A 25,823-nucleotide genomic window follows, 5' to 3' on the forward strand; every position below is an offset into this window, starting at 1 on the left:
AAGCTCGGCTGTAACCGTTCAGAGCCCTTCCGGTTGCCCCGCGACCGTAACGGAGAGTGCGTCAGGGCGAAGTAAACGCTTCGCCAGGGCGGCCGCCTGGTCGCGGGTGATGGCGGACAGCCGCTCCGGCCGGCGGCTCAGCCAGTCCAGCGGGCGGTCGTTGCGGCGCATGGCCAGCAGCGTTCCGGAGATGCGGCGGCTGTCGGTGAATTGCAGGGGCTGGCTGCCGGTGAGGTAGGCGACGGCTTCCTGCATCTCCTCCTGCGTCGGGCCCTCGGCGGCCATGCGCGACCATTCGGCGCGCAGCACCGTCAGCAGCTCGGGCACCCGCGCATTGGCGGTGGCGCAGGAGCCGACCAGGATGCCCTGGCCGAACAGCGAATCCAGCCCGGTGGCGATGCCATAGGTCAGGCCGCGCTCCTCCCGGATGGAGCGGGTGAGGCGGGCGGTGAAGCCGCCGCCGCCCAGGATGCGCAGCATCACCTGCGCGGTTTCCCAGTCCGGGTCGCGCGGCGGGATGCCGGGCTGGCCGAACAGGATCGCCGATTGCGGGGCCGCCACCGGCACCACCTGGGTGCCGAAATCGCGGAAGGCGGGCAGCGGCGGCGGCGTTTCGGCGGGCTGGGCCGGCAGGTCACTGAACAGGTCGGACAGCAGGGTGGCAAGCTGCGGCGCCGTGATGGCGCCGGCGGCGGCGATCAGCAGCCTGTCATTGCGCCGCAGGTGCCGCGCGAGCGGCGCCCGCAGCTGCTCGGCGGTCAGCGCGGCCAGGCTTTCCTCGGTGCCGCCGCCGGGCCGGCCGGCGGGATGGTTTGGATAGGCCGCGGCCCAGAAGGCGCGGCTGCCGCGGCCGCGCGGCCCTTCCAGGGACTGGCGGGCGGAGGCGATGGCGCGGGCCCGCAGCCGGGCGATGTCGGCGGGATCGAAGCGCGGCGCCGTCATCGCCAGCCGGGCCAGCCGCACCGCCTGCGGCAGCGCCGGGGCCAGGGCCCGGAAGCCGCCCTCGAAGCTGTCCCGGTCGGCGCCGAAATCCAGGCCGATCGCCTCGTCCCGCAACGCGTCGGCGAAGGCGTTGGCATCCAGGTTCCCGGCGCCCTCGGTCATCAGCCGGGCGGCGAGGCGGGCGGCGCCTTCCTGCCCCTCCGGGTCCAGCGCGGCGCCGCCGGGCCAGGACCAGGACAGGCTGACCACCGGCACCGAATGATCCTCAGCCAGCCAGGCGGTCAGGCCGCTGCCCTGCACCACCTGGATCGGCAGGGAAAAGCCGCTGCCGCCGCTCATGCCGCGCCTTCCGGCAGCAGCCAGCCGCTCATGGAGGGCTGCGCCAGCACGGCGCGGGCCGCATCCTGCACCTGCGCCAGGGTCACGGCGCGGATGCGGGAAGGCCAGTATTCGATGGCGTCCAGCGGCATGCCATTGGCGATGCCGCCGCCCAGGATGCGCGGCGCCGTGCCCAGGCTGTCCAGCGCCAGCAGGGTGCCGGCGGTCAGCTGCCGGATCGAACGCGCCACCTCCGCCTCGGCCGGCCCCTTGTCCAGCAGGCGGGCGATCTCGGACTGCACCACCTGCTCCAGCTTTTCCGCCGGGGTGTCGCGGCGGGGCGTGACAAAGATGTCGAAGGTGCCGGTGCCCAACGAATCGCCGTCATAGGAACAGCCGGCCGACACGGCGAGGCCGCTTTCCACCAGCGCCTTGAACAGCCGCGAGCCCTGGCCGCCGCCCAGCAGATGCGACAGCACCTCCAGCGGATGGGCGTGGCGGGCGGCGGCCGTGCCATCCAGCAGGGAAGGCGCGACCCAGCCGCGCATGAAGGCGGCTTCCTGCAAGGTCGCCTCGCGCCGCACCAGCCGCTCCTCCAGCGGCGCGGCGGGGGCGGGGGCGCGGCCCCGGCTGGCCTTGGGCCAGGGGGCGGGGCGGCCCTGGATGGCGCCGTAATCCTCGACCGCCAGGCGCTCCAGCTCCTCCCGGCCGATCGCGCCGGTCACCACCAGCGTGGCGTTGGCCGGGGTGTATCCGGTGCGGAAGAATTCCAGCATGTCGTCGCGGGACAGGGAGGCGAGGTCTTCCGGCCAGCCGATCAGCGGCCGGCCGCGCCAGTGCTGGCGGCCCCAGAAGGCGGCGTCCCAGGCCTCGCGGTAGCGCCCGCGCGGGGTGCTTTCGACGCGCTGGCGGCGTTCCTCCTGGACCACCTGCCGCTCGGCCTCGATCTCGCCGGCCGGAAACAGGGCGGAGGCCATGCGGTCCGCCTCCATCCCAGCCACCAGGGCGAGGCGCGTGGCCTCCACATGCTGGTGGTAGGCGGTGACATCGCGGGAGGTGAAGGCATTGTCCTGCCCGCCTTCCCGCGCCACGCGGCGGGAAAAGGCGCCGGAGGGCACGTTGGCGCTGCCCTTGAACATCATATGTTCCAGGAAATGCGCCAGCCCTGACTTGCCGGCGGGGTCATCCCCGGCGCCGATGCTGTAGAAGACGTAGTGCGCGACCACCGGGGCCCGGCGGTTCTCGGCATGCACCACGGTCAGGCCGTTGGGCAGGGTCCAGAGGCTGGCACCGAACAGCGGGCGCTCTCCTGCGGGGATGGGGGCTTCGGGCACGGCCGCTTCCGGCAGGGGCGGCAGGGCGACGAGCATGGGAAGGGCGGCGGCGGCCGTGAGGGCCGCCCGGCGGCTGATCGGGCACATGGCCTCATCAGATGGCCCCGCGGCCCCATTGACAACAGGGGGCGCTGCCTCCGGCGCGGCGCTGGTCAGAACAGCCCCTGGAACAGGCCCTGGCGCCGGCGCTGGATGATCGGGGTCTCGCCTTCCACGGCATCGCGGCCGAGGGCGGCATTCTCACGCAGGCGCTGCGCCTCCCGCGTCGGGTCCACCGCCGTGCCGGGCGGGGGGGCGTCGCGCCAGAACATCAGCCGGTCCACCACGGAGCGGTCGGCGGTTTCCAGCCGCAGGCTTTCCTCATCCACCAGGGCGCGGATGCCGGCCGGGGCCTGGCCCCCGGCCTGGGCCAGCAGCGCCTGCTCGGCCGGAGAGGGCGCGGTGCTGGCGCCGACGCCATACACCGAGGCCGGGGCCAGCGTCGCCTCGCCGGCGGCCGGGCCGCGCAACTCCTGCGGGCGCGGCGTGCCGGGGCGCGGCCGCGGCAACTCGCCCAGCGTGGGCGGCAGCGAGAGCGGCGCGCGGGTGACCACGCTGAACTCGTCCGGCGCGTCACGGGTGAAGCCCAGGCTGCGCGCGGTGTCGGAACCGCAGCCGGCCAGCGCCAGGCCGCCCATCAGGGCCATGGAGCGAAGGATTGGCGCGGCGCCGCGCGCCCGGAAGGGAGGCTGCCTCATGGCGTTTCCTTAGCGGTGGCGCGTGGCCGGAACAAGGCATCGCCCATCAGCGCGATGACGCCCAGCACGATGGCCGCGTCGGCCAGGTTGAACACGTACCAGTGGAAGGAGCCGATCCAGAAATCGGCGAAATCCACCACCGCGCCGAAGCGCAGCCGGTCGATGACGTTGCCGATGGCGCCGCCGACGATGCCGCCCAGCGCCACGGCGGTCAGCCGGTTTTCCGCCCGCGCCATCCAGCGCAGCAGGAAGCCCACCACCACCATGGCCAGCACGGCGAGCAGCAGCCGGTGCCAGGGCGCATCCCCGGCCAGCAGGCCGAAGGTGACGCCGCGGTTCCAGACCATGGTGAAGTCGAAGCCAAGGGCGCCAAGATCGAGCAGCTTCACCTGGAACCGCTCCGGCAGGCGGAGGATCTCCAGGATCCACCACTTGCTGATCTGGTCGGCGATGAGCAGGCCGCCCGCCACCGGCAGGCCGAGCTTCAGGCTCATGCGGCGCCCACCACCGCCTCGCAGCGCAGGCACAGGCCGGGATGGGCGGCGGAACGGCCGACTTCCGGCAGCACCCGCCAGCAGCGTTCGCACTTGTTGCCGGTTGCCGGGGCGAAGCGGGCGGCGACGCCGGGCTGGCCATCGGCGAAATGGGCGCTGTCCGGGGGCGGCGCGTCGGACAGCACCATGCCGGAGGTGATGCACAGCTCCGCCCAGCCGGCGGCGGACAGCAGGCCCATCTGGTCCCGCGGCAGGTGCAGCACCGGCGCCGCCTGCAGGGAAGAGCCGATCTCGCCGGCGCCGCGCGCCTTCTCCAGCACGCCGGTCACGGCGCGGCGGATGTCGCGCAGCTTGTCCCACTTGGCGGCCAGCGCCTCGTTGCGCCAGCCGGCGGGGATCTCCGGGAAGCCATGGAGATGGACCGAGTCATCCTCCGAGGGGAAGCGGGCCAGCCAGGCCTCCTCCGCCGTGAAGGGCATGACGGGCGCCAGCCAGGCGGAAAGGCAGCGGTGCAGCGCGTCCAGCACGGTGCGGGCGGCGCGGCGGCGCGGGCTGTCCGCCGCGTCGCAATAAAGGCTGTCCTTGCGGATGTCGAAGTAGAAGGCCGAAAGGTCGGTCGCGCAGAAGGCGTGGATCTCGGGATAGACGCCGTTCCAGTCGTAGTCGGCGACGGCCTTCCGCATCCGCGCGTCCAGCTCGGAGAGGCGGTGCAGCACCCAGCGCTCCAGCTCCGGCAACTCGGAAACGGGCAGCTTCTCGCTTTCCTCGAAGCCGGCGAGGTTGCCGAGCAGCCAGCGCAGCGTATTGCGGATGCGGCGATACAGCTCCGCCTGCTGGCCGAGGATGTTCTTGCCGATGCGCAAATCGTCCGAAACGTCGGAGTTCATCACCCAGAGGCGCAGGATGTCGGCGCCATACTGCTTGGTGACTTCCTGCGGCGCGGTGACGTTGCCGAGCGATTTCGACATCTTCCGCCCCGTCTCGTCCAGGACGAAGCCGTGGGTCAGGATGGCCTTGAAGGGCGCGAAGCCCTGGCTGCCGATGCTTTCCAGCAGCGAGGAATGGAACCAGCCGCGATGCTGGTCCGAGCCTTCCAGATAGAGGTCTGCCGGCACAGGCAGCCCGCGCGGGCGCAGCACGAAGGCATGGGTGGAGCCGGACTCGAACCAGACATCGACGATGTCCATGACCTGCTCGTAGTCGTCCGGGTTCCGGTCATTGCCGAGGAAGCGGGCGGCGGCACCGGGCTTGTACCAGGCATCCGCCCCTTCGGCGCGGAAGGCGGCGTCGATGCGGTCCAGCACCGTTTGGTCGCGCAGCACCTCGCCGGACTTCTTCTCGACAAAGACGGCGATGGGCACGCCCCAGGCGCGCTGGCGGCTGATGCACCAGTCCGGCCGCGCCGCGACCATGGAGCCGATGCGGTTGCGCCCCTGGTCCGGCACGAAATGCGTGTCGGCGATCGCCTGGAGCGCCTTGGCGCGGATCTGGTTGCCATCGTCCATGGCGATGAACCATTGCGGCGTCGCGCGGAAGATGACCGGCTTCTTGGAGCGCCAGCTATGCGGGTAGCTGTGGGTGATGAAGCCCTTGCCGGCGAGGTGGCTGGTGCTTTCCAGCGCCGCCCAGACCGGCTCATGCGCCTTGAACACATGGATGCCCACGAAGCCCGGCGCCTGCACCGTGTAGGTGCCGTCATCCGCCACGCATTCCGGCACAGCGATGCCATGGGCGCGGGTCAGGTGGAAATCGTCCTCGCCATGGGCGGGAGCCATGTGGACAAGGCCCGTGCCGGCCTCGGTGGTGACGAAATTGCCTTCCAGCAGCGGCACGTCGAACTGGTAGCCGCCATCGGCCTTGTCCCACGCGCGCAGCGGATGGGCGGCGACCGCGCCCGCCAGTTCCGTGCCCTTGAAGACGCGCGAGACGGAGAAGGCGGCGAGGCCCACTTCCTTGGCGAAGGCGCCGATCAGCGCCTCGGCCACGATGAAGCGCTGGCCCAGGCGCGGCAGGGCGCCTTCCTCGACGCCATCCACGGTGAGCAGCGCGTAATCGATCTCCGCGCCATAGGCCAGCGCCCGGTTGGCCGGGATGGTCCAGGGGGTGGTGGTCCAGATCACCGCCTCGGCGCCGACCAGATCCTCCCGTGCCGCCTTCAGGATGGGGAAGCCGGTGTAGAGGATGGCGGATTTGTGGTCGTGGTACTCGACCTCGGCCTCGGCCAGGGCGGTCTTCTCGACCGGGCTCCACATCACCGGCCGCAGGCCGCGGTAAAGGGAGCCGTTCATCAGGAACTTGCCGATCTCGGCGGCGATGGCGGCCTCGGAGGCGAAGTCCATGGTGGCGTAGCGCCCGGCCCAGTCGCCGGCGACGCCAAGGCGCTTGAACTCCTCCCGCTGCACGTCCAGCCAGTGCGCGGCATAAGAGCGGCATTCGGCGCGGAATTCCAGCACGGGGACGGCATCCTTGCCCGTCCCGCCATGCTTGCCCTTGGGGTCGCGGTATTCCTCCTCGACCTTCCACTCGATCGGCAGGCCGTGGCAGTCCCAGCCAGGGATGTAGTCCGCGTCCTTGCCGCTCATCTGGGCGGCGCGGTTGATCACGTCCTTCAGGATCTTGTTCAGCGCGTGGCCGATATGCAGCGCGCCATTCGCATAGGGCGGGCCGTCATGCAGGACGAACTTCTCCCGCCCCGCGGATTGCGTCCGCAGCCTGTCCCAGAGCCCGATCCGTTCCCAGCGCTCCAGCCAGCCGGGCTCGCGCTTCGGCAGGTCCCCCTTCATGGGGAAGGAGGTTTGCGGCAGGAAAACGGTGCCGCGATAGTCGCGGGTGGCGGGAGCGTCGTTCATTCGGGGTCCATACCGCCCTGGGGCGGGGTTCAGCCAGAACTAAGGATGGCGGAAAGGAAAGAGGGTGGCGCCGTCGGAAAACCCGGCCCTCAGAGGAGGACCGGGCGGGTAATTCGCGCCGTCGCGCGGGACCCGACGGAGATGGACGAGCGGTGCATGTCGCGGTTTGTGCGATCCCGCGCGGCGGGGGTCAAGGGCGCCGCGCGCGCCGCTCAGCCGATGCCGGCAGAGGCGTCCGCCGGGCCCTCCTCCGGGCAGCCCATCCGGCGTGCCTCCAGCACCGCCTCGGCGAATGCGGCGGGGGCTTCCTGCGGGATGTTGTGGCCGATATGCGGCAGGGCGCGGTGCCGGTAGGGGCCGGTGAAGCGCGGCGCGTCCCCCGCGCTGCCGCCGGGGCGCGCCACGCCATCGCTTCCGCCATCGAGGCTGACCGCCGGAACGGCGATGGCGGGTTGCGCGGCCAACCGCTCCTCGATTTCCCGCAGCGCCGGGTCGCCTTCCACCAGGCCGAAGCGGTGGCGGTAGGAATGCAGCACCACCGCGACGAAGTCCGGGTTGTCGAAGGCGGCGGCGGAGCGGTGGAAGGTGGCCTCGTCGAAGCGCCAGTCCGGCGACCAGAGGCGCCACAGCAGCCGGCAAAGCTCCGCCCGGTTCCGGGCGAGGCCGGCGGCGCCGCGCGCGCCATGGAAATAGAACTGGTACCAGTGGCGGAACTCCCGCTCCGGCGCCTGGGGCTGCGCGGCGGCGGCGATGTCCTGGATGTTGTAGCCATCCCCGGTGACCAGTCCCGCCACGCGCTCCGGCCACAGCGCCGCCAGGATGCAGGCGGCGCGGCCGCCCCAGTCATAGCCGGCCAGCACCGCGCGCGGGATGTTCAGCGCGTCCATCAGCGCCAGCAGGTCGGCCGCGAGCGCCGCCTGCTGCCCCGAGCGCGGCGTGTCCAGCGACAGGAAGCGCGTGGGGCCGAAGCCGCGCAGCCAGGGGGTGATGACGCGGGCGCCCTCGCGCGCCAGCCGCTCGGCCACCGCGTCATAGGCGTGCACGTCATAGGGAAAGCCGTGCAGCAGGATGGCCGGCCAGCCATCGGGGTCGCCCTGCTCGCGATAGGCGATGCGCAGCACCCCGGCCTCGATCTGCTTCAGCATGTGCGGTACCTCCCATGCCCCGCTTCTTCACGGGTTGCGGGAAGTCTACGCGGCCGCCCTGGCTCAGCCCAGCATGGCGCGCGCCTGTTCGGCATCGGCGGCGATCTGCGCGGTCAGCTCGGCCAGCCCGGCGAAGCGCCGTTCGGGGCGCAGGAAATGGAACAGGGCGACGCCGATCTCCTGGCCGTAAAGATCGCCCTCGAAGTCGAACAGATGCGCCTCCACCCGGCTTTCCGTGCCCTGCACGGTGGGGCGCAGGCCGATATTGGCGACGCCGGGGATGTTCCGCCCATCCGGCAGGTGGGCGTGGATCGCGTAAACGCCGCGCGCCGGCTCCAGGTGGCGGCCCAGCGGGATGTTGGCGGTGGGGAAGCCGATGGTGCGGCCGCGCTTGTCGCCATGGCTGACGATGCCGCGGATCTCCCATTCGCGCCCCAGGGCCCGCGCCGCCCGCTCGGGATAGCCGTCCTGCAACACGCGGCGGATGCCGGTGGAGGAGATCGGGCCGGATTCGTCGCTGACATGCGGCACCACGGTCAGGCCCATGCCGAACCGTTCCGCCTGCCCGGCCAGAAAGGCGATGTCGCCGCCGCGCCGGTGGCCAAAGGCGAAATCGGCGCCGCAGGCCAGGTGCCGCGCATCCAGCGCGCCGTGCAGGATCTCCGCCACGAACTGCTCGGCGGTCAGCGCGGCGAAGGCTTCGTTGAAGGGCAGGGCCACAACATGGGCGGCGCCGCATTCGCGCAGCGCCCGCGCCTTGGCGGCGGCCAGGGTCAGCCGGAAGGGCGGGTCGTCAGGGCGGAAATGCTCACGCGGATGCGGCTCAAAGGTCAGGGCCACCAGCGGCAGTTCCGGCCGGCCGGCATGGGCGGCGCGCAGCACGGCGCGGTGGCCGCGATGCACGCCGTCGAAATTGCCCAGCGCCACCGTCGCGCCGCGCGCTTCGGGGGGGATGGCCCCCGCGATGGCGGCCATCAGCGCTGCGTCTTCTCGGCCCATTTCTCCACCGTCACGGGGGTGAAGCTCGCCAGCGCGTCCAGCGCCTCCTCCGGCGTGGCGGCCAGGGTGGCCAGCGCCCGGTGCTTCTCGTGCAGGAAGCCCTCGGTCACCATGTGGTCGAACACGGCGCCGAGGCGCTCCCAGTAGCCGGCGGTGTCGAGGAAGACGAGGCCCTTGTTGTGGATGCCGAGCTGCGTCCAGGTGAAGGCCTCCACCGCCTCCTCCAGCGTGCCGATGCCGCCGGGCAGCACCACGAAGCCATCCGACAGGTCGGCCATCATCGCCTTGCGCTCATGCATGGTGGACACCACGCGCAGATCGGTGATGGCGCCATGGCCGACCTCCCGCCGCATCAGCGTTTCGGGGATGATGCCGATCACCTCGGCGCCTTCGCGCATGGCGGCATCCGCCACGATGCCCATCAGCCCGACATGGCCGCCGCCATAAACCAGGCCGAGCCCGCGCCCGGCGATGGCGCGCCCCAGAGCGCGCGCCGCATTGGCATAGGCCGGGTTGAGGCCGGGATTGGAGCCGCAGAACACGCACACACGCTTCATGAGAACAGACCCTGGAGATTTCGCGGCGGAGGGGTGGGCATCCGGGGCCGGGGCGGCCTGCGGCTGGGGCTCTGCGAAGGCCCGCTCCCCACGGCGCCTGCACGCCGCCCCTCCGGCTTAACGCCCGGCGTGCGGATGGACAAGCAGGACCGGCGGCGCGACAAAACCGGCTCCACCGCAATCGGAGACATCGTCCAATGCCCGCCACGCAGATCGGCACCAGCGAACGCCTGCTGGAGGAACTCCGCGGCTGGGTGGAGCACGAGACCCCCACCACCGACCCGGCCGCCATCAACGGCCTGATGGGCAAGGCCGAGGCCGAGCTGCGCGCGATGGGCGCGGTGGTGGAGCGCATCCCCGGCACCCGCGGCTTCGGCGACCACCTGGTGGCGCGCACGCCAGGGCAAGGCGGGGTGGGCCAGGGGCGGCCCGTGCTGGTGGCGGGCCATCTGGATACCGTCTGGGACCATGGCGCGCTGTCCTACCGCGTCGAAGGGGACAAGGCCTTCGGTCCCGGCATCTACGACATGAAGGCCGGCTCCTTCTTCGCTTTTCATTCGGTGCGGGAGCTCCTGCGGCAGAAGGTGGCGACGCGCGCGCCCATCACCCTGCTGCTGACCTCGGATGAGGAGGTGGGCAGCCCGACCAGCCGCGCCCTGATCGAGCGGGAAGCGGCGGGCGCCTGCGCCGTGCTGATCCCGGAGCCGGCGGGCGGCGTCGAGAAGTGCTGCGTCACCGCCCGCAAGGGCACCGGCCGCATGGTGGTGAAGGTGAAGGGCCGCAGCGCCCATTCCGGTGGCAACTGGCAGGAAGGCGCCTCCGCCGTGGTGACGCTGGCGCGCATCATCACCGCCATCCACGGCATGGTGGACCTCGATGGCGGCACCACCACCAACTGCGCGCCCATCTGGGGCGGCACCCGCCCCAACGTCATCCCGAACGAGGCCGGCTGCGAGGTGGATATCCGCGTCGCCACCGCCGCCAAGGGGGAGGAACTGGTGGCCGCCATCCAGGCCCTGGCCGGCCCGCAGCCGGACGGAACCGAGGTGTTCGTCACCGGCGGCATGAACCGCCCGCCCATGGTGGAAACGCCCGCCGTGCTGGCCCTCTATGAGCAGGCGCGGGCGATCGCCGGCCGCATCGGCTATGACCTGCCGAAGCAGCATCGCGGCGGCGGCTCCGACGGCAACTTCACCGCCGCCATGGGCATCCCCACGCTGGACGGCCTGGGCGGCGCCGGCGCCGGTGCCCATGCGGAGTTCGAGCACATCCTGTGGCGGGAACTGGCGCCGCGCTGCGCCACGCTGTGCGAGCTGCTGGAAACGCTGGGCGATTGAAGCCCCGCCGGCAAGGGACGGGCTGACCGGCGGCTTGGCGCCGGATTCTTGGGAAGGCCGCCGGGAAGGGGAGTTCCGTTCCTGGCGGCCTCTTTCAATGTGGGCGCGGGCCTCCAGATTCCCGCGCATGGAAAACCGCTTCGACCTCGGACGCTTTGTGCAGGCCCAGGACCCGGTGCTGCCGCAGGTCCGGCGCGAGCTGGCGGCGGGTGACAAGCGCAGCCATTGGATGTGGTTCGTGTTTCCGCAGATCGCAGGCCTCGGCCACAGCGCCATGGCGCGGCGCTACGCCATCGCCTCCCTGGCGGAAGCGCGGGCCTATCTGGAGCATCCGGTGCTGGGGCCGCGTCTGCTGGAATGCACGGAGCTGGTCAACGCGGTGCCCGGCCGCACCGCGCATGCCATCTTCGGCAGCCCGGATGACATGAAGTTCCATTCCTCCATGACGCTGTTCCACCGCGCCCGCCCGGAGGAGCCCGCCTTCGCCGAGGCGCTGCGGCGCTATTTCGGAGGCGCGGAGGACGCGGCCACGCTGGAGCGGCTGGCGGGCGGCTGAGCGGCGCCCCTTTGCCCCCTGGCTCCAAAGCTTCTATGCCGGCCCTGCCAGACGTGGAGAGGCCCGACCATGCCCGATGATTCCGCCGCCCATGCCGCCGTCAGCACCGATGTCGCCATCATCGGCGCCGGCCCGACCGGGCTGTTCGCGGTGTTCGAATGCGGCATGCTGCGCATGAAATGCGTGGTGATCGACACGCTGGAGGCGATCGGCGGGCAATGCGCCGCGCTCTACCCCGAGAAGCCGATCTACGACATCCCGGGCTATCCGGCGATCGCCGGCGCCGATCTGGTGGCCAAGCTGGAGCAGCAGGCGGAGCCCTTCGCGCCGATCTACCTGCTCGGCCGCCGCGTCGATTCCCTGGCGCAGATGCAGGAAGGCGGCTTCGAGCTGCGCACCAGCAAGGATGAGGTGGTGCGCGCCAAGGCGGTGATCGTCGCGGCCGGCGCCGGTGCTTTCGGCCCCAACCGGCCGCCGCTGAACGACCTGCCCGCCTATGAGGCGAGCGGCGCCGTCCGCTACATGGTGGCCCGGCGCGAGGAGTTGCGCGGCAAGCGCGTGGTGATCGCCGGCGGCGGCGATTCGGCGGTGGACTGGGCGCTGAGCCTGAAGGACATCGCCAAGCGCGTCACCGTGGTGCATCGCCGGCCGAAATTCCGCGCCGCCCCCGAAAGCGTGGCGCAGATGGAAGCGGCGGCCGAGCGGGGCGAGATCGACCTCGCCATCCCCTACCAGCTGCACGCGCTGCACGGGGAGGGAGGCGAATTGTCCCATGTGGAACTGGCGACGCTGAAGGGCGAGAAGCGGATGGTCCCGGCCGACCACCTGCTGGCCTTCTTCGGCCTGTCCATGGAACTGGGGCCGATCGCCAATTGGGGCCTGGGGCTGGAGCGCAGCCATGTGGTGGTGAACCCGGCGACCTGCGCCACCTCCATCCCCGGCATCCACGCCATCGGCGACATCGCCACCTACCAGGGCAAGCTGAAGCTGATCCTGCAGGGCTTCTCGGAAGCGGCGATGGCGGCCCACGCCATCCACCCCCAGGTCTTCCCGGGGGAGGCGCTGCATTTCGAATACAGCACCACCAAGGGCGTGCCGGCGGAATAGGCCCCAAACACCAGGTGGGGAGGACGGGCGGCTTCCCCACCGGCCCGCGACGCCGTAGGTTGTCGCTCCCCAGGCAGCGACAGGGAGCGCAACCATGGCGGAAGGCCGTCTCGTCATCGGCACCAAGATGTATTCCTCCTGGTCGCTGCGCGGCTGGCTGGCCGTGCACCTGGCCAAGCTGGAGGTGGAGGAGGTGCTGATCCCGCTGGCCGGCGGCAACACCGCGGCGATCAAGGACGCCACCCCAACCGGCCTCGTGCCCTATCTGGAGCATCGTGGGGCGCGGGTCTGGGAAAGCCTCGCCATCCTGGAATATTGCGCCGAGATCGAGCCGCGCCTGTGGCCCTCCGACCCGGTGCGGCGGGCCGTGGCGCGCTCCATGGCGGCCGAGATGCATGCCGGCTTCCGCGCGCTGCGCATGGCCATGCCGATGAGCATCCTGAACCACTTCCCCGGCCGCAACCGCACCCCCGAGGTGCTGGTCGACATTGCCCGCATCGAGGCGATCTGGCGCGAGGCGTTGCTGGACTCCGGCGGTCCCTTCCTGTTCGGCAGCCGCTTTGGCGCGGTGGATGCCATGTATGCCCCCGTGGTCTGCCGCTTCCTGACCTGGGAGCCGGAGCTGGAGGCGCGCAGCCGCGACTACATGGCGGCGGTGCGGGAGCATCCGCTCATGCGGCGCTGGTATGACGAAGCCGCGGCCGAGCCGGCCGAATGGCGCCTCGCCAAATACGAGCAGGTGGCCGCGGCATGAGCGGCGCCACGATGACCGGCATGGGCGCGAGCAGCCTGGACCATGTGGGCCTTTGCGCCGCCGATGGCCCGGCGCTCTGGGCCACCTATGAGCGGCTCGGCTTTGTTCTGAGCCCGGTGAACCGCCAAACGGGCCGCCGCAGCCCGGATGCGCCGCTGGAGCCCTTCGGCACCGCCAATCGCTGCGCCATGCTGCGCCAGGGCTATGTGGAATTGCTGGCAGTTGTTGATCCGTCCGGCTTCGACAACGGCCTGGGGCGCTTCCTGGCCCGCTACGCCGGCATGCACATCCTGGCCTTCGGCATGGAGGATGCGGCGGCGGAACTGGAAAGGCTGCGCCGCGCCGGGCTGGACATTCCCGGCATCATGCCCCTGCAACGGCCGGTGGAGGATGGCAACCCGGCGCTGGCCCGCTTTTCCCGCCTGCCGCTGCCCGACGCGCCGGAAGGCCGGGTGCAGCTGGTGCAGCACCACACGCCGGAGCTGATGTGGCAGGAACGCTGGATGGAGCACCCCAACCGCGCTGTGGCGCTGGAGGACGTGATCCTGGCCGTGCCGGAGCCGGCCCGCAGCGCAGCCGCCCTGTCCCGCCTGACCGGCCAGCCCTTCGAGCCGGACCTGGCGGGCGGCTACCGCCTGCCTCTGCCGCAGGGCGCGGTGCGCATCCTGCCCCCCGCCGCGCTGGATTCGGTGCTGCCGGGGGTCGCCGCGCCGACGCTGCCCTTCCTCGCGGGCTGCACGCTCCGCACCGATGACGGCAATGCCGCCATCACGCGCATCGCCGGGGCGGTGCTGCGGGAAGCGCCTGGCGGAGTGATGGTCCCGCCCGAACAGGCCGGCGGCGCCGCGCTGGTGTTCCGCGCTTGAGCCTGGCGCCGCAGGCCCGGGCCATCGGCGTTTCGCTGCGCACCTATTACGCGCCGGGACGGGCGGCGGCGCTGGATCGCTTCCTGGGCCGCTTCCTGGGCGAGGGCGAGCTCGGCTTCGACATCGGCGCGCATGTCGGCGACCGCACCGCCAGCTTTCGCCGGCTCGGCGCCCGCGCCGTTGCGGTGGAGCCGCAGCCGCGCCTGCACCGCCTGTTGCGGCTGATCTTCAGCCGCGATCCCGGCGTGGCGCTGGTGCCGGCCCTGGTCGGCAGCCAGCAGGGGGAAGCCCGGCTGCACCTCAACAGCGCCAACCCCACCGTGGCCACGGCCTCGGAAGCCTTCATGGCGGCGGCGGAGGGAGCGCCAGGCTGGGAAGGCCAGGAATGGGACGGCGCCGTGACCCTGCCGGTGACCACGCTGGACCTCCTGGCGGCAGAGCATGGCGAGCCAGCCTTCATCAAGCTCGATGTGGAAGGCTTCGAGGCGCAGGCGCTGGCCGGCCTGTCGCGCCCGGTGCGCAGCCTGAGCTTCGAGTTCACCACCCTGCAGCGCGCGGTGGCGCTGGATGCGCTGGAGGCGATCGGGGCGCTGGGCCCCTACCGCTTCAATGCCTGCCTGGGGGAGGAGATGCGCTTCGTGCTGGAAGGGCCGGCGCGTGCCGGCACCGTGGCGCGCTGGCTGGAGGCCCTGCCGGCCGAGGCCAATTCCGGCGACATCTATGCCAGCCTGGATGAAGCGCGGCTGCGCTGAAGGCCCCGCCATGCTTCCCCGCGCCGCCGCCCGCCGCGCCACCATCCCGCCGGGCGCCCTTACCCCTGCTGCCCAGTTCCGCTAGGGGAGCGGCGCCCGCCACTTCGTCCAGGTTCCGCCCCGCATGACCTCTGCCGCCTTTCTGCAGCATCTCGGCTTCGCCTCCGGCCTGGCGCTGTTGTCCGCGCTCGTGGTGCGGTTGATGATCGCCTTTCCGATCCTGGACCATCCCGACCACCGCAAGGCCCATGCGCGGCCGACCCCGAAGGGCGGCGGTGTCGGCATCGTTTGCGCGTTCATCATTGGCATGGCGGTGCTGTATGACGTGGCGCAGTTCGCGCGCATGGCCGAGCAGGGCTTTATCGGCGTCATCCTGGCCGCCATCGCCATCGCCGTGGTGGCCCTGCTGGACGACATCCGGGATTTCCGCTTCGTGGTGAAGCTGGCGGCCCAGGCGCTGGCGGCGCTGGTGGCGGTGGCCAGCGGCCTGGTGGTGCACCGCCTGGCGCTGCCCTGGATCGGGGTGGTGGAACTCGGCTGGCTCGGGCCGTTGCTGACGCTGTTCTGGATCGTGGCCTGCACCAATGCCGTCAACTTCATGGATGGCATGGACGGGCTGGTGGGCGGCACCGTGCTGGTGGTCTGCGGCGGCCTCGCTTATGTCGCGGTGGTGCAGAATGGCTGGTTCATCTATGCCGCCGCGCTGATCCTGGGGGGCGGGATCGCCGGCTTCCTGCCCTTCAACCTGCATCCCGCGCGCATCTTCATGGGCGATGTGGGCAGCCAGTTTCTGGGCTTCGTGCTGGCGGTGCTGGGGGTGGCGGCGGCGCAATTGGACGCGGCGCAGCTTTCCTTTCTGCTGATGCCTCTGCTGATCTTCGCGCTGCTGTTCGACACCGGCTTCACCCTGCTGCGCCGCGCCTGGATGGGCGAGCGGATCAGCGCGCCGCACCGCACCCACCTGTACCAGATGGCGCAGCGCAGCGGCCTCGGCGTGCGCACCGTGACGGCGGTGCATGGCGGGTTCGTGCTGTTCCACCTGGGGCTGGCGCTGCTGTTCCTGCGCCTGGGCCCGGCCCTGAAGCCGCTGGTGATCCTGCCGCCGCTGCTGGTGCAGCTGTTGTGGCTGGGCTTCATCGCCTGGCGGGTGCGCCGCGCCGGCCTCAGCTGGGCGGCGTGACGACCTCCAGCCGCATCGTGCCGATTTCCCCGACCCATTGTTCCGAGCGGTAGATGCCGCCGCTGGCCGGGTCGGCCCAGTAGCGGTTGGTGAAGCCGCCGCTGCCGCCGCCACGGCAGGCTTCGCGCACCAGCACCACCGGCCCCTGCCGCGCCGCTGAAAGCTGGCAGCTCAGCGCCACGCCGAAGCGCATCCGAGCCGGCGAGCGGTCATTGCGCATGAAATCCACCTGCCGCCGCAGCGAGGCCGGCTGCGCCAGCAGCTCCAGCGGCTCATCCAGCGGATCGGGGCCATCAAGCCGCGTGCCGGCGATCCATTCCCGCAGCCCGGCGGTGGCGGTGACGCGGGCGCCATCCGTCGCCACCACGACGCCCCCCGTGCTGCGCCACAGGCGCCGCTCGCCATTCTGCGACACCAGCAGGGCCATGGCGCTGCCCTTGCCCCAGGACAGCCGGAGGGCGGGGGTGCCATCCACCGGCGCGCGCGCGGCCGGCAGGCCGGGCGGGTCCGGCTCGGCTTCCGGCGGTGGCGCTTCCCACAGGCTGGACAGGTCGGGCACCCAGGATTCCGGCAACATCGAGCCGCAGCCGGGAAGCACCAATGGAAGCAGGAGGAGGAGGAAGCGGCGCATGCCGGCAGCCTAGACCATCACGGAACCGTGAGCATCATTTTTGCAATGAACCGCGCCCGCCATCCGGCACATGGCCGCGGGGCTGGGCAACCGCCCCGCGGGCTGTTCGGTTCTCCACCCGGACCTGGAGTGGAAAGCAAGCCATGCAGAGCAACCGCAACGAAGACGAGATGCGCATCAAGGTGCGCGACATGATCGCCGAGATCGGCACCGCGATCTTCACCACCATTGATGGGGAAGGCCGGCTGCGCGGCCGCCCGATGCGCAGCCAGAAGCCGGACCCGGACGGCCGGACGCTGTGGTTCTTCACCCGCACCGACAGCCCGAAGGTGGTCGAGATCCGGCATGATGGCCGGGTTCTCCTGGGCTATTCCGACACCCGCAACCAGGATTACGTGGCCATCTCCGGCAGGGCGCAGCTGATCACCGACCCCGCGCGCAAGCAGGCGCTGTGGCATGAGGGGCTGCGCAGCTGGCTGCCGGAAGGCCCGGACAGCACCGAGGTCGCGCTGATCGCCGTGACGATCGAGGGAGCGGAATACTGGGATGGCGTCTCCTCCGCCCTGCGCTTCGCCTATGGCTACGCGCAGTCGCTGGTCACGGGACGGCCCGACACCAGTGGCGAGAATGCCAAGGTCAGCTTCGGGGGCTGATCGAGCCGGAACTGAAAGGAAATTCTTGAATCGCCATTTGGTTGAAAGGATAGTCCAAAAGATCGCCGCATAAGCGGTGCCAAGGACGGATCTGAAACACCGTGGCCGGATGGCTTTCCAGAACTTTCTCGAAGCGGGACGTGGCATCCGCGGATGCCCTCCCGCCCCAGGCCGAACCGGCGTCGCACCGCCCGCGCGGCTTCGCCGAAGCCCCCATCAAGGGGGAACTGGCGCTGCTGCGCGGCGGCGAGGCGGGGGGCGAGGACGCCTTCCCCTTGCGGCCCGAGCGGCTGCCCTTCGGCACGCTTCCGGCCATCGAGGCGCCGGCGCCGGATGCCGCGCCAGCGCAGCCTTTCGCCATCACCGGCCCGCAGGGGCACCGGGCCCGCATGCGGGAAAAGCTGCTGGAGCGTGGCCCCGATGCCCTGGCCGATTATGAGCTGCTGGAGATGTTGCTGTTCTTCGCCTTCAAGCAAGGCGACACCAAGCCGCTGGCCAAGGCGCTGATCAACCAGTTCGGCTCCTTCGGGGCGGTTCTGGCGGCGCCGCAGAAGACGTTGATGGAAACCCGCGGCCTCGGGCCCCACAGCGTCGCGGCGTTGAAGCTGGTGCAGGCCGCGGCGCTGCGCCTGGCCAAGGCGGAGGTGATGGAGGCGCCGGTGCTGAACAACTGGGACCGGCTCATCACCTATCTGAACGCCGCCATCTCGCGCGAGAAGATCGAGCAGTTCCGCATCCTGTTCCTCGACAGCAAGAACCGGCTGATCGCCGACGAGGCGCAGGCCAAGGGCACGGTCAACCATACCCCGGTTTATCCCCGGGAGGTGATGAAGCGCGCCCTGGAACTGCGTGCCACGGCGCTGATCCTGGTGCACAACCACCCGAGCGGCGACCCGACGCCAAGCCGGGCGGATATCGAGATGACGGCCGAGATCAAGCAGGCCGGGCAGTTCTTCGCCGTGGTGGTGCATGACCACCTGATCGTCGGCAATGGGCGCTATCTCAGCTTCCGGCGGGAAGGGCTGCTGTAGGGGGGCGGCCTGCCCTAAAGCCAGCGGGCCCGCTTGAAGCGCCAGTACAACAGGCCGCACAGCAGGGCGATGACGCCCAGCACGACGAAATAGCCATAATGCGAGCGCAGCTCCGGCATGTTCTCGAAGTTCATGCCGTAGATACCGGCGATGGCGGTGGGCACCGCCAGGATGGCCGCCCAGGCCGCCAGCTGCCGGGTGATGGCGCCCTGGCGCTGCTGCTCCAGCAGGCTGCTGATCTCGAACACCGAGGTCAGGATCTCGCGCAGCCCGCCCACCCGGATCTGGACCCGCCGCACATGGTCCAGCACGTCAGAGAAGTAAGGCCGCGCATCGCGGTCGATGCAGGGCATGTCGAGCCGCACCAGCTTGCTGCACAGCTCCGCCATCGGCTCCAGGATGCGGCCGAAGCGGATCATCTGCCGGCGCAGGTGGAAGATGCGCGTCACCGCTTCCCGCTCCAGCATGGTGTCGAGGGCGCGGCGCTCCATCTCCAGCACCTCCTCCTCGATCGTTTCCATGATCGGCAGGTAGCCATCGACGATGAAGTCCAGCACGCCGTGCAGCACGTAGTCGACGCCCTTGGCCAGCAGCCTCGGCGCGGCCTCCAGCTGAGCGCGCAGCGTGGCATGGTGGCGGGCGGAGCCGTGGCGCACGGTGATGATGTGGCTGGGGCCGACAAAGATGGCGGTTTCGCCATACTCGATCTGGTCGCCTTCCAGATGCGCGGTGCGGGCGACCACGAAAAGCTGCTCCCCATACACATCGACCTTGGGCAGCTGATGCGCTTTCAGCGCATCCTCCACCGCCAGCGGGTGCAGGCCATAGCTTTCCTGGAGGATGCGGAGTTCCGCCTCGGAAGGTTCCAGCAACCCGATCCAGACGAATTCGGACTGGTCGCTGGAACAGGCGATGGGCTGGCCGAGCTCCACAGGCCCGGCCCGTCGGCCGTCGCGGTACAGATAGGCGGCGACGACGCTCATGGCCCTTCAGCGCGTGGGTGCGGGCGGCTCCTGGCTGTAGTCGTAGAAGCCTCGGCCTGACTTCCGCCCCAGCCAGCCGGCCTCGACATACTTCACCAGCAGCGGGGAAGGGCGGTACTTGCTGTCCCCCATGCCCTCATGCAGCACGCGCATGATGGCGAGGCAGGTATCGAGGCCGATGAAGTCGGCCAGTTCCAGCGGCCCCATGGGATGGTTGGCGCCGAGCTTCATCGCCGCGTCGATGGAGCGGATGTCGCCCACCCCTTCCTGAAGGGTCTGCACCGCCTCGTTGATCATCGGCACCAGGATGCGGTTGACGATGAAGGCCGGGTAGTCCTGCGCCACCGCCGTGATCTTGCCCATCTTCCAGGCCAGCGAGGCAACGGCGTCGAAGGTTTCCTCGGAGGTGGCGATGCCGCGGATCACCTCCACCAGCTTCATCACCGGCACCGGGTTCATGAAGTGCATGCCGATGAAGCGGTCCGGCCGGTCGGTGGCGGCGGCGAGGCGGGTGATCGGGATGGAGGAGGTGTTGGAGGCGAGGATCGCCTCCTTCTTCAGTAGCTTGCAGACATCGCGGAAGATGGAAAGCTTGACCTCCTCCCGCTCCGTCGCCGCCTCGATGACGATGTCGCACTCGGCGAGCATCGGCATTTCCGTGCCGGTGGCGATGCGGGCGAGGGCGGCATCCTTTTCCTCGGCCTTCAGGCTGCCCTTGGCCACCTGCCGGTCCATGTTCTTCGTCATGGTGGCCCGCGCCTTGTCCAGCGCGGCCTGGTTCACGTCCACCAGCACCACCGAAAGGCCGGACAGCGCCGCCACATGGGCGATGCCGTTGCCCATCTGCCCGGCGCCGATGACGCCGACCGTGCTGATCCCCCTGGGGCCGCTCCCCGCCATGGCTCAGCCCAGTTCCTTTTCCAGCTCGGGGATGATGGTGAACAGGTCGCCCACCAGGCCGTAATCGGCCACCTGGAAGATCGGCGCGTCCTCGTCCTTGTTGATGGCGACGATGACCTTGCTGTCCTTCATGCCCGCCAGGTGCTGGATGGCCCCCGAGATGCCGACCGCGATGTACAGCTCGGGCGCGACGATCTTGCCAGTCTGGCCGACCTGGTGGTCGTTGGGCGCGTAGCCCGCATCCACCGCGGCGCGGGACGCGCCCACGGCGGCGCCCAGCTTGTCCGCGACCTTGTCCAGGATGGCGAAGTTCTCGGCCGATCCGAGTGCGCGGCCGCCGGAAATCACCACCCGTGCGGCGGTCAGCTCCGGCCGCTCGCTTTGCGCGATCTCGGCGCCGACAAAGGCAGACACGCCCGGGTCCTCGGCCGCCGGGGCGTTCTCCACCGCCGCCGTGCCGCCCTCGGCCGGAACCGGGTCGAAGGAGGCGGCGCGCACCGTCAGCACCTTCTTCCCGTCCGACGTCTTCACCGTGGCCAGGGCATTGCCGGCATAGATGAAGCGGCGGAAGGTGTCGGGGCTCTCAACCCCGGCGATGTCGGTGATCACCTGGACATCGAGCAGCGCGGCGACGCGCGGCATGATGTTCTTGCCCATGGCGCTGCCGGGGGCGAGCAGGTGGGAATAGTTCGGCGCCAGCGCCACCAGCAGCGCGGCGGCGGGCTCGGCCAGGCCATGCTCATAGGCCGGGCCGTCCGCCTGGATCACCTTGGTGACGCCGGGCAGCTTCGCCGCGGCCTGTGCCGCCTCGGCGCCGCCGAGCACCAGCACATGCACGTCCTTGTCGATCTGCGACGCCGCCGCCACCGCCGAGCGGGTGGGCTGGGACACGATGTTGCCGCTGCGGTCGGCCAGAAGAAGAACGGCCATGCTCAGATCACCTTCGCTTCGGTCTTCAGCTTCGCCACGAGTTCGGCCACCGAACCCACCTTGACGCCGGCTTGGCGCTTCGGCGGCTCCTCCACCTTCAGGATGCTCAGCCGCGGCGCCACGTCCACGCCGAGATCGGCGGGCTTCAGCGTCTCGATCGGCTTCTTGCGCGCCTTCATGATGTTGGGCAGCGAGGCATAGCGCGGCTCGTTCAGCCGCAGGTCGGCGGTGACGATGGCGGGCAGCTTCAGGTTGACCGTCTCCAGGCCGCCATCCACCTCGCGCGTGACCTTGGCCGCGCCATCCGCCAGCTCGACCTTGCTGGCATAGGTGCCCTGGCTCCAGCCCAGCAGGGCGGCCAGCATCTGGCCGGTGGCGTTCATGTCGTCGTCGATGGCCTGCTTGCCCATCATCACGAGCTGCGGGCCCTCGCGCTCCACGATGGCCTTCAGCAGCTTGGCGACGCCCAGCGGCTCGGTGTTCTCCGCCTCGACCAGGATGCCGCGATCGGCGCCCATGGCAAGGGCGGTGCGGATCTGCTCCTGCGCCTGCGCCGGCCCGATGGACACCGCGATGATCTCGGTGGCCACCCCCTTCTCCTTGAGCCGGACCGCTTCCTCGACGGCGATCTCGTCGAAGGGGTTCATCGACATCTTCACGTTCGCCGTCTCGACGCCCGTGTTATCCGCCTTCACGCGGACCTTCACGTTGTAATCCACTACCCGCTTAACGGGGACGAGAAGCTTCATCGCCAGGCCGTGTCCTTGAGGGTTTCCGCGCCGCTTGTTGCGACGCCACGAGGTTCTGCGCTTGTGGCGCCGGAGCGTAAGGGCGCCGGCCAAGGGTGGCAAGGTGACGGATCGGTCAGCGACTATCCGCGCATGGCCAGCATCAGCGCCAGGAACAGGAGGATTGCCAGGCCCTGCAGCCCGACCCGCCAGCGCATCAGCGTGTTGGAGCGCGTTGCCCCGCTGCCTTCCTCGCCCCGCGCCAGGCCCAGCATGCCGGCGAACATGACACCCACGGTCGCCAGCATGGCGAGGGCGAGCAGAATGGAAAGGATGATCACCATAAGGTCCCACAAATGGCATGATTCCGCCGCCGTGCAAGCAGCCCGCCGCGCTTGCCGCGAGGGCAGGCGGGGTTGACCCCGGAAGCGGCTTCGGCTTGGCACGCCGCCATGCGCCCGCTGATGATCCTGTTGTTCTGCCTCGGCCTCCTGCCGGCCGCCTTCGCCCAGGCGCCCGCCACGCCGGCGCCCCCGCCCGCCGCCGAGGCGCGGCGCCTGCTTGATCTGCTGCAGGACGAGGCGCGCCGGGCGGAGCTGATGCGCACGCTGGAAGCGCTGGCGGCGGCGGGGCAGGCCACGGCACCCCTAGCCCCAGCCACGCCTCCGGCAGACGGTGCGGTTTTGCCCGCCCCGGCCGCTCCAGGCGGTGCTGCCCCGGCCCCCTCCCAGCCCGCTGCGCCGCAGCCAGTCCCGGCCGAGGCGCCGCTACTGGCGCCCAACACCCTGGGCGGCCAGGTGCTGACCGGCGCCTCGCACTACCTGTCCTGGCTCAGCGACCAGGTGGTGCTGACGGTGCGCACCATTACCGACCTGCCGGGGCTGGTGGAATGGCTGTCCGCCCAGGCGCGCGATCCGGTGACGCATGCGCGGATCGCCGATGCTTCCTGGAAGCTGGCGCTGAGCCTTGGCTTCGGCGTGCTGGCGGAAAGGCTGGCGGCGCGGGCGCTGGCCGGCCCGCGGCGGAAGCTGGACCAGACCACGCCGGGGCCGATGCGCGGCTGGGCGCGGCTGCGGTGGATGCCGCTGCTGCTTGGCCGCCTGCTGCTGGACCTGTTCCCGCTCGCCGCCTTCGGCTTCGCCGCCTATGGGCTGATCCCGCTGCTGCAACCCTTGCCGACCACCGAGCTGATCCTGCTGACCGCCGCCCATGCCTATCTCGGGGTCCGGGTGGTGATGGCGCTGGGGCGGCTGCTGTTTTCCCCGGCCTCGGCGCGGCTGCGGCTGGTGCCCTGCGACGATGCCGCCGCCGCCTATGCCATGTTGTGGCTGCACCGCGTGGCGGCGGTGCTGATCACCGGCAACGCCATCGCCGAGGCCGGGCTGCTGTTTGGCCTGCCCTGGGGCGTCTACGATGCCATCCGGCGGCTGGTCCTGCTGGTGGTCTCCGTGTTCCTGGGCATCATCGTGCTGCACAACCGGGCGGCGGTGGCGCGCTGGTTGCGGGCGCCGGAGCTGAGGCCCGGGGACCAGCCGAACCGCGCCCGGCTCACCGCGCGCCGCTTCCGGGATGGCCTGGCCGAGATCTGGCACATCCTGGCCATTCTTTACTTGCTGGCGCTGTGGATGGTCTGGGCCTTGCAGATCGAGGACGGCTTCACCCGCCTGCTGCGCACCAGCGCCCTGACGCTGGTGGTGCTGGCGGCGGCGCGGCTGCTGGACATGCTGTTGCGCCGCCTGGCCGGGCGGCTGTTCCGCGCTGCCAATGAACTGGCCGGCCGCCATCCGGGCCTGGAAAGCCGCGCCGGCCGCTACGCGCCGCTGTTGAAGGGCCTGTTGTCCATTGTGATGACGGTGCTGACGCTGATGACCCTTCTGGAGGTCTGGGGCATCGCCGCCTTCGGGTGGTTCGCGCCCGGCGCGCTGGGCAGCCGGCTGCTCGGCTCGGGCCTGTCCTTTGGCCTGACGGTGTTGCTGGCGCTGTTGTTGTGGGAGATCGCCAATGCCGCCCTGCAGCGGCACATCGACCGCCTGTCGCGCGACGCGGAAGCGGCGCGCAGCGCCCGCGTGCGCACCCTGGTGCCGATGCTGAGGACCACCCTTCTGGTGGTGATCCTGTTGTTCGTGGGCTTCACCCTGCTCAGCGAGATCGGGGTCAATGTCGCGCCGCTGCTGGCCGGTGCCGGCGTGATCGGCCTGGCGCTGGGCTTCGGCTCGCAGAAGCTGGTGCAGGACGTCATCACCGGCATCTTCCTGTTGTTCGAGGACGCGATGGCGGTGGGGGACGTGGTCAATCTGGGCGGCAAGGCCGGGGTGGTGGAGCAACTGTCGATCCGCTCCATCAAGCTGCGCGACCTGGATGGCAGCCTGCACATCATCCCGTTCTCCACCGTGAACAGCGTCACCAACATGACGCGCGACTTCTCCTTCGCGGTGCTCGACATCCAGGTCGCCTACCGGGAGGACATCGACCGGGTGGTGGAGGTGCTGACCGGCATCTGCGCCGAGATGCGGACGGAAGCGCGCTGGGGCCTCGTCATCCGGGACGAGATGGAGGTGCTGGGCGTGGACAAGCTGATGCCGGACGGCCCGGTCATCCGGGTCCGCATCAAGACGGAGCCGATCAAGCGCTGGGAGGTGATGCGGGAAGCCAACCGCCGCATCAAGCGCCGCTTCGACGAACTGGGCATCGAGATCCCGGCTCACCGCCAGCGCCTGATGTTCGAGGAGGCCGCCGCCAATCCGCTGCGCCCCGCTTCGCCCGCCAGGCAGGGCTGAGTTCGCGGCCGGAGGCAACGCGGCGCTTGCGCGGCCGCCGCGGCGCCCTTATCGTCCGCCCCATGGATCAGATCCGGGCCATCGGCATCATTATTAGCGGCCCGGCCGCCTGAGCGCCCTGCGGGGGGCAGCGGCCGGGAGGAACCCCGCACGCCCTTCAAGCCGCCGATCCGGAATCCTTGCCTCCATGTCCGACAATTTCCCCGCCTTGACTTCCGCCCGCTTCACCGTGCTGGCCGAAGCCTATCCCGGCCTGCTGTCCCGCGTGCTGGAGCCCTTCGCCAAGCGCGACCTCGTGCCCGACCGGGTGCGCAGCCAGCGCGAAGGGCAGTATCTCCGCACGGAAATCGCCTTGGACGCCATGCCGCTGGACATGCTGCATCTTGTTGCCGGCAATCTCGGCCAGATCATTGGCGTGCTGAAGGTCGAGGCCATGGAAGGGCGCCACATCCGCCTGGTGGCCTGAGGGCCGCCCCGCACGGCAAGGGGGCAGGCGCCGTCGCGTCAGGCCAGCGCCAGATGCGCCCCCAGGCCGAGCAGCCCCGCGAAGAAGATCCGCCGGAACAGCAGCGGCGGCAGGTGCAGCCTTTGGCCCACGACCATGCCGAGCAGTGTTGGCGCCAGCGCCAGGGCCGAGGCGAACAGCATCCCGCCTCCTGACGCACTTCCGGTAAGGCTGCCCGCCGGCAGGCTCGCCGCCAGGGCCAGGGTGGACACGCCGAAGGACAGCCCCATGGCCTGGAGCAGCGCCCGCCGTTCCAGTCCCAGCGCCTGGAGGTAGGGCACGGCGGGCAGCACGAACACGCCGGTGGCCGCCGTCACCATGCCGGTCACGAGGCCGCTGCCGAGCCCGGCCCAGCCTTCGCCCGCCCCCTCCGGCAGGGTGGCGACGCGGCCAACCAGGCCGAAGCCGCCATACAGCAGCAATGCCGCGCCGAGCAGCCGCCGCGCCAGCGCCGCATCGCCGCCGCTGAGGCCGATTCCCAGCATCGCTCCCAGCGCCGCGCCCAGCAGCAGCCCGGCCAGCAGCGGCAGCAGCCGGCGCAGCAGCGCCAGTGGCAGCCCGCCCGACAGGGCCTGCCAGAGATTCGTCAGCGCCGAAGGCAGCACCAGAAGCGCCGCCGCTTCGGCCGGCGGCAGGAACAGGCCCAGCAGCCCGATGGCGATGGTGGGCAGGCCCAGCCCGATGATCCCCTTCACCATCCCGGCCAACAGGAACACGGCGGCAATGGTGGCGGCGGTGGGCAGGTCGTGCGGCATGCG

Annotated in this window: 26 protein-coding genes; 11 read left to right on the top strand and 15 right to left on the bottom strand. The window is 70.7% G+C overall.

The window, feature by feature from the left end:
• Nucleotides 1-18: 18 nt before the first annotated feature.
• The 8 genes from F0Q34_RS00320 to F0Q34_RS00355 form a co-directional block, all read right to left on the bottom strand.
• Nucleotides 19-1,281, bottom strand: coding sequence for a M16 family metallopeptidase (locus F0Q34_RS00320; protein WP_149810154.1), 1,263 nt, complete (start codon nt 1,279-1,281; stop codon nt 19-21).
• Nucleotides 1,278-2,681 carry a M16 family metallopeptidase gene (locus tag F0Q34_RS00325; protein WP_149810155.1) on the bottom strand — a complete coding sequence of 468 codons (1,404 nt, stop codon included), beginning with the start codon at nt 2,679-2,681 and terminating at the stop codon, nt 1,278-1,280. The genes F0Q34_RS00320 and F0Q34_RS00325 overlap by 4 nt, the downstream gene beginning before the upstream one ends.
• 65 nt (nt 2,682-2,746) lie before the next feature.
• Nucleotides 2,747-3,331 (bottom strand): DUF3035 domain-containing protein, encoded by a 585-nt coding sequence (locus F0Q34_RS00330; protein WP_149810156.1) that lies wholly within the window; start codon nt 3,329-3,331, stop codon nt 2,747-2,749.
• Complete coding sequence (gene lspA, locus F0Q34_RS00335) at nt 3,328-3,825, bottom strand: signal peptidase II (RefSeq protein WP_149810157.1); 498 nt, start codon at nt 3,823-3,825, stop codon at nt 3,328-3,330. Before lspA ends, F0Q34_RS00330 begins: the two co-directional genes overlap by 4 nt.
• Nucleotides 3,822-6,674 carry an isoleucine--tRNA ligase gene (ileS, locus tag F0Q34_RS00340; RefSeq protein ID WP_149810158.1) on the bottom strand — a complete coding sequence of 951 codons (2,853 nt, stop codon included), beginning with the start codon at nt 6,672-6,674 and terminating at the stop codon, nt 3,822-3,824. The genes lspA and ileS overlap by 4 nt, the downstream gene beginning before the upstream one ends.
• Before the next feature lie 212 nt (nt 6,675-6,886).
• Nucleotides 6,887-7,819 carry an alpha/beta fold hydrolase gene (locus F0Q34_RS00345; protein WP_149810159.1) on the bottom strand — a complete coding sequence of 311 codons (933 nt, stop codon included), beginning with the start codon at nt 7,817-7,819 and terminating at the stop codon, nt 6,887-6,889.
• 63 nt (nt 7,820-7,882) lie between these two features.
• Nucleotides 7,883-8,794, bottom strand: a complete 912-nt coding sequence (locus F0Q34_RS00350; protein WP_149810160.1) for a bifunctional riboflavin kinase/FAD synthetase — start codon at nt 8,792-8,794, stop codon at nt 7,883-7,885.
• Nucleotides 8,794-9,375 (bottom strand): LOG family protein, encoded by a 582-nt coding sequence (locus tag F0Q34_RS00355; protein WP_149810161.1) that lies wholly within the window; start codon nt 9,373-9,375, stop codon nt 8,794-8,796. The genes F0Q34_RS00350 and F0Q34_RS00355 overlap by 1 nt, the downstream gene beginning before the upstream one ends.
• A 197-nt stretch (nt 9,376-9,572) precedes the next feature.
• On the opposite strand from F0Q34_RS00355, the gene F0Q34_RS00360 reads away from it, so the two are divergent.
• The 7 genes from F0Q34_RS00360 to F0Q34_RS00390 all read left to right on the top strand — a co-directional run bounded on the left by F0Q34_RS00360 (nt 9,573) and on the right by F0Q34_RS00390 (nt 15,927).
• Nucleotides 9,573-10,712, top strand: coding sequence for a M20 family metallopeptidase (locus F0Q34_RS00360; protein ID WP_149810162.1), 1,140 nt, complete (start codon nt 9,573-9,575; stop codon nt 10,710-10,712).
• 127 nt (nt 10,713-10,839) lie between these two features.
• On the top strand, nt 10,840-11,268 hold the full coding sequence (locus F0Q34_RS00365; protein ID WP_149810163.1) for a DUF1810 domain-containing protein: 429 nt from the start codon (nt 10,840-10,842) through the stop codon (nt 11,266-11,268).
• A gap of 69 nt (nt 11,269-11,337) precedes the next feature.
• Nucleotides 11,338-12,375 carry an NAD(P)/FAD-dependent oxidoreductase gene (locus tag F0Q34_RS00370; protein ID WP_149810164.1) on the top strand — a complete coding sequence of 346 codons (1,038 nt, stop codon included), beginning with the start codon at nt 11,338-11,340 and terminating at the stop codon, nt 12,373-12,375.
• Between the two features lie 94 nt (nt 12,376-12,469).
• Nucleotides 12,470-13,129: a glutathione S-transferase gene (locus F0Q34_RS00375; protein WP_149810165.1), complete on the top strand. Its 660-nt coding sequence runs from the start codon at nt 12,470-12,472 to the stop codon at nt 13,127-13,129.
• A complete protein-coding gene (locus F0Q34_RS00380; RefSeq protein WP_241665237.1) occupies nt 13,126-13,995 on the top strand; it encodes a VOC family protein in 870 nt (289 codons plus the stop codon). Before F0Q34_RS00375 ends, F0Q34_RS00380 begins: the two co-directional genes overlap by 4 nt.
• The gene (locus F0Q34_RS00385; protein WP_149810166.1) at nt 13,992-14,747 is read left to right on the top strand and encodes an FkbM family methyltransferase; all 756 of its coding nucleotides are present in this window, start codon (nt 13,992-13,994) and stop codon (nt 14,745-14,747) included. Before F0Q34_RS00380 ends, F0Q34_RS00385 begins: the two co-directional genes overlap by 4 nt.
• Nucleotides 14,748-14,871: 124 nt before the next feature.
• Nucleotides 14,872-15,927 (top strand): glycosyltransferase family 4 protein, encoded by a 1,056-nt coding sequence (locus F0Q34_RS00390; protein WP_149810167.1) that lies wholly within the window; start codon nt 14,872-14,874, stop codon nt 15,925-15,927.
• Here F0Q34_RS00390 and F0Q34_RS00395 read toward each other — a convergent pair.
• Complete coding sequence (locus F0Q34_RS00395) at nt 15,911-16,558, bottom strand: YjbF family lipoprotein (protein ID WP_149810168.1); 648 nt, start codon at nt 16,556-16,558, stop codon at nt 15,911-15,913. The two genes, F0Q34_RS00390 and F0Q34_RS00395, sit on opposite strands and share 17 nt — an antisense overlap.
• Nucleotides 16,559-16,701: 143 nt before the next feature.
• On the opposite strand from F0Q34_RS00395, the gene F0Q34_RS00400 reads away from it, so the two are divergent.
• Both F0Q34_RS00400 and radC read left to right on the top strand, forming a co-directional pair.
• On the top strand, nt 16,702-17,211 hold the full coding sequence (locus F0Q34_RS00400; protein WP_149810169.1) for a pyridoxamine 5'-phosphate oxidase family protein: 510 nt from the start codon (nt 16,702-16,704) through the stop codon (nt 17,209-17,211).
• Between the two features lie 290 nt (nt 17,212-17,501).
• Entirely contained in the window at nt 17,502-18,242 is a 741-nt protein-coding gene (radC, locus tag F0Q34_RS00405; RefSeq protein ID WP_370751017.1) for a RadC family protein, read from the top strand.
• A gap of 14 nt (nt 18,243-18,256) precedes the next feature.
• Here the strand turns inward: radC and F0Q34_RS00410 are convergent, their stop codons facing one another.
• The 5 genes from F0Q34_RS00410 to F0Q34_RS00430 all read right to left on the bottom strand — a co-directional run bounded on the left by F0Q34_RS00410 (nt 18,257) and on the right by F0Q34_RS00430 (nt 22,127).
• On the bottom strand, nt 18,257-19,225 hold the full coding sequence (locus F0Q34_RS00410) for a magnesium and cobalt transport protein CorA (RefSeq protein WP_149810170.1): 969 nt from the start codon (nt 19,223-19,225) through the stop codon (nt 18,257-18,259).
• A 6-nt stretch (nt 19,226-19,231) separates the two neighbouring features.
• Nucleotides 19,232-20,125: a 3-hydroxybutyryl-CoA dehydrogenase gene (locus F0Q34_RS00415; RefSeq protein ID WP_149810171.1), complete on the bottom strand. Its 894-nt coding sequence runs from the start codon at nt 20,123-20,125 to the stop codon at nt 19,232-19,234.
• Nucleotides 20,126-20,128: 3 nt separating this feature from the next.
• Nucleotides 20,129-21,055 (bottom strand): electron transfer flavoprotein subunit alpha/FixB family protein, encoded by a 927-nt coding sequence (locus tag F0Q34_RS00420; protein WP_149810172.1) that lies wholly within the window; start codon nt 21,053-21,055, stop codon nt 20,129-20,131.
• 2 nt (nt 21,056-21,057) lie between these two features.
• Nucleotides 21,058-21,804 carry an electron transfer flavoprotein subunit beta/FixA family protein gene (locus F0Q34_RS00425; RefSeq protein ID WP_149810173.1) on the bottom strand — a complete coding sequence of 249 codons (747 nt, stop codon included), beginning with the start codon at nt 21,802-21,804 and terminating at the stop codon, nt 21,058-21,060.
• Between the two features lie 122 nt (nt 21,805-21,926).
• A complete protein-coding gene (locus tag F0Q34_RS00430; RefSeq protein ID WP_149811180.1) occupies nt 21,927-22,127 on the bottom strand; it encodes a twin transmembrane helix small protein in 201 nt (66 codons plus the stop codon).
• 108 nt (nt 22,128-22,235) lie between these two features.
• Here F0Q34_RS00430 and F0Q34_RS00435 point away from each other — a divergent pair, with 108 nt between their 5' ends.
• Entirely contained in the window at nt 22,236-24,560 is a 2,325-nt protein-coding gene (locus tag F0Q34_RS00435) for a mechanosensitive ion channel domain-containing protein (protein WP_149810174.1), read from the top strand.
• Nucleotides 24,561-24,747: 187 nt separating this feature from the next.
• The gene (locus F0Q34_RS00440) at nt 24,748-25,026 is read left to right on the top strand and encodes a hypothetical protein (protein ID WP_149810175.1); all 279 of its coding nucleotides are present in this window, start codon (nt 24,748-24,750) and stop codon (nt 25,024-25,026) included.
• Between the two features lie 38 nt (nt 25,027-25,064).
• Here the strand turns inward: F0Q34_RS00440 and F0Q34_RS00445 are convergent, their stop codons facing one another.
• The gene (locus tag F0Q34_RS00445; RefSeq protein ID WP_206667933.1) at nt 25,065-25,820 is read right to left on the bottom strand and encodes a TSUP family transporter; all 756 of its coding nucleotides are present in this window, start codon (nt 25,818-25,820) and stop codon (nt 25,065-25,067) included.
• Between the last annotated feature and the right edge of the window lie 3 nt (nt 25,821-25,823).

The organism is Teichococcus oryzae, assembly GCF_008386565.1.
Taxonomy (GTDB): domain Bacteria; phylum Pseudomonadota; class Alphaproteobacteria; order Acetobacterales; family Acetobacteraceae; genus Pseudoroseomonas; species Pseudoroseomonas oryzae.

Coding starts and splice junctions, on each gene's coding strand:
- F0Q34_RS00320 (WP_149810154.1), bottom strand. CDS start 1,281: ATGAGCGGCGGCAGCGGCTTTTCCCTGCCGATCCAGGTGGTGCAGGGC.
- F0Q34_RS00325 (WP_149810155.1), bottom strand. CDS start 2,681: ATGTGCCCGATCAGCCGCCGGGCGGCCCTCACGGCCGCCGCCGCCCTT.
- F0Q34_RS00330 (WP_149810156.1), bottom strand. CDS start 3,331: ATGAGGCAGCCTCCCTTCCGGGCGCGCGGCGCCGCGCCAATCCTTCGC.
- lspA (WP_149810157.1), bottom strand. CDS start 3,825: ATGAGCCTGAAGCTCGGCCTGCCGGTGGCGGGCGGCCTGCTCATCGCC.
- ileS (WP_149810158.1), bottom strand. CDS start 6,674: ATGAACGACGCTCCCGCCACCCGCGACTATCGCGGCACCGTTTTCCTG.
- F0Q34_RS00345 (WP_149810159.1), bottom strand. CDS start 7,819: ATGCTGAAGCAGATCGAGGCCGGGGTGCTGCGCATCGCCTATCGCGAG.
- F0Q34_RS00350 (WP_149810160.1), bottom strand. CDS start 8,794: ATGGCCGCCATCGCGGGGGCCATCCCCCCCGAAGCGCGCGGCGCGACG.
- F0Q34_RS00355 (WP_149810161.1), bottom strand. CDS start 9,375: ATGAAGCGTGTGTGCGTGTTCTGCGGCTCCAATCCCGGCCTCAACCCG.
- F0Q34_RS00360 (WP_149810162.1), top strand. CDS start 9,573: ATGCCCGCCACGCAGATCGGCACCAGCGAACGCCTGCTGGAGGAACTC.
- F0Q34_RS00365 (WP_149810163.1), top strand. CDS start 10,840: ATGGAAAACCGCTTCGACCTCGGACGCTTTGTGCAGGCCCAGGACCCG.
- F0Q34_RS00370 (WP_149810164.1), top strand. CDS start 11,338: ATGCCCGATGATTCCGCCGCCCATGCCGCCGTCAGCACCGATGTCGCC.
- F0Q34_RS00375 (WP_149810165.1), top strand. CDS start 12,470: ATGGCGGAAGGCCGTCTCGTCATCGGCACCAAGATGTATTCCTCCTGG.
- F0Q34_RS00380 (WP_241665237.1), top strand. CDS start 13,126: ATGAGCGGCGCCACGATGACCGGCATGGGCGCGAGCAGCCTGGACCAT.
- F0Q34_RS00390 (WP_149810167.1), top strand. CDS start 14,872: ATGACCTCTGCCGCCTTTCTGCAGCATCTCGGCTTCGCCTCCGGCCTG.
- F0Q34_RS00395 (WP_149810168.1), bottom strand. CDS start 16,558: ATGCGCCGCTTCCTCCTCCTCCTGCTTCCATTGGTGCTTCCCGGCTGC.
- F0Q34_RS00400 (WP_149810169.1), top strand. CDS start 16,702: ATGCAGAGCAACCGCAACGAAGACGAGATGCGCATCAAGGTGCGCGAC.
- F0Q34_RS00410 (WP_149810170.1), bottom strand. CDS start 19,225: ATGAGCGTCGTCGCCGCCTATCTGTACCGCGACGGCCGACGGGCCGGG.
- F0Q34_RS00415 (WP_149810171.1), bottom strand. CDS start 20,125: ATGGCGGGGAGCGGCCCCAGGGGGATCAGCACGGTCGGCGTCATCGGC.
- F0Q34_RS00420 (WP_149810172.1), bottom strand. CDS start 21,055: ATGGCCGTTCTTCTTCTGGCCGACCGCAGCGGCAACATCGTGTCCCAG.
- F0Q34_RS00425 (WP_149810173.1), bottom strand. CDS start 21,804: ATGAAGCTTCTCGTCCCCGTTAAGCGGGTAGTGGATTACAACGTGAAG.
- F0Q34_RS00430 (WP_149811180.1), bottom strand. CDS start 22,127: ATGGTGATCATCCTTTCCATTCTGCTCGCCCTCGCCATGCTGGCGACC.
- F0Q34_RS00435 (WP_149810174.1), top strand. CDS start 22,236: ATGCGCCCGCTGATGATCCTGTTGTTCTGCCTCGGCCTCCTGCCGGCC.
- F0Q34_RS00440 (WP_149810175.1), top strand. CDS start 24,748: ATGTCCGACAATTTCCCCGCCTTGACTTCCGCCCGCTTCACCGTGCTG.
- F0Q34_RS00445 (WP_206667933.1), bottom strand. CDS start 25,820: ATGCCGCACGACCTGCCCACCGCCGCCACCATTGCCGCCGTGTTCCTG.